The organism is Pseudomonas sp. Fl5BN2 (genome assembly GCF_009908205.1).
Classification (GTDB): domain Bacteria; phylum Pseudomonadota; class Gammaproteobacteria; order Pseudomonadales; family Pseudomonadaceae; genus Aquipseudomonas.
Map to the genome: position 1 here is coordinate 1 of NZ_JAAARL010000086.1, position 420 is coordinate 420.

Annotated in this window: 1 protein-coding gene; it reads right to left on the bottom strand. The window is 53.3% G+C overall.

Translation table 11 applies throughout. The features are described from left to right. Nucleotides 1–204: hypothetical protein (locus GV819_RS32690; protein WP_218579789.1), on the bottom strand; the 204-nt coding region annotated here is incomplete at its 3' end. Nucleotides 205–420 lie beyond the last annotated feature (216 nt).

Below are 420 nucleotides of genomic sequence, written 5' to 3' on the forward strand. Positions count from 1 at the left end.
CATCATCACCCGGCCTTTGGCGAAGCTATCCGCCACCTGCCCGACAAACGGCGCAAAAAGAATGTAAGCACCTACAAACACCATTTGCAGGATGGGCTGGCTCCACTCCGGATAGAACTGCGCTTTCAGTAACGCCAGAGTGGCAAACAGCAGCGCATTATCGCCAAACGCAGAGAGAAACTGCGCCACGATAACCGCTTTCATCCCCTTCGACCACAACGAAGTGTTAGTGTGCACTGACTCACTCATCGTGTTGTTCCGCTTCGTCTACCCAGCTTTTCAACGTGACAAAGTCAGGTTTGCCGCTGCCAAGTAATGGCATCTGTTTCAGATAGCGAATATCGCGCGGTACAGCAAGCTCCGGCACGCCGTGCTCGCGGGCATACTGTTGTAACTTATCGCGCGTCAGTTCGTTATCCT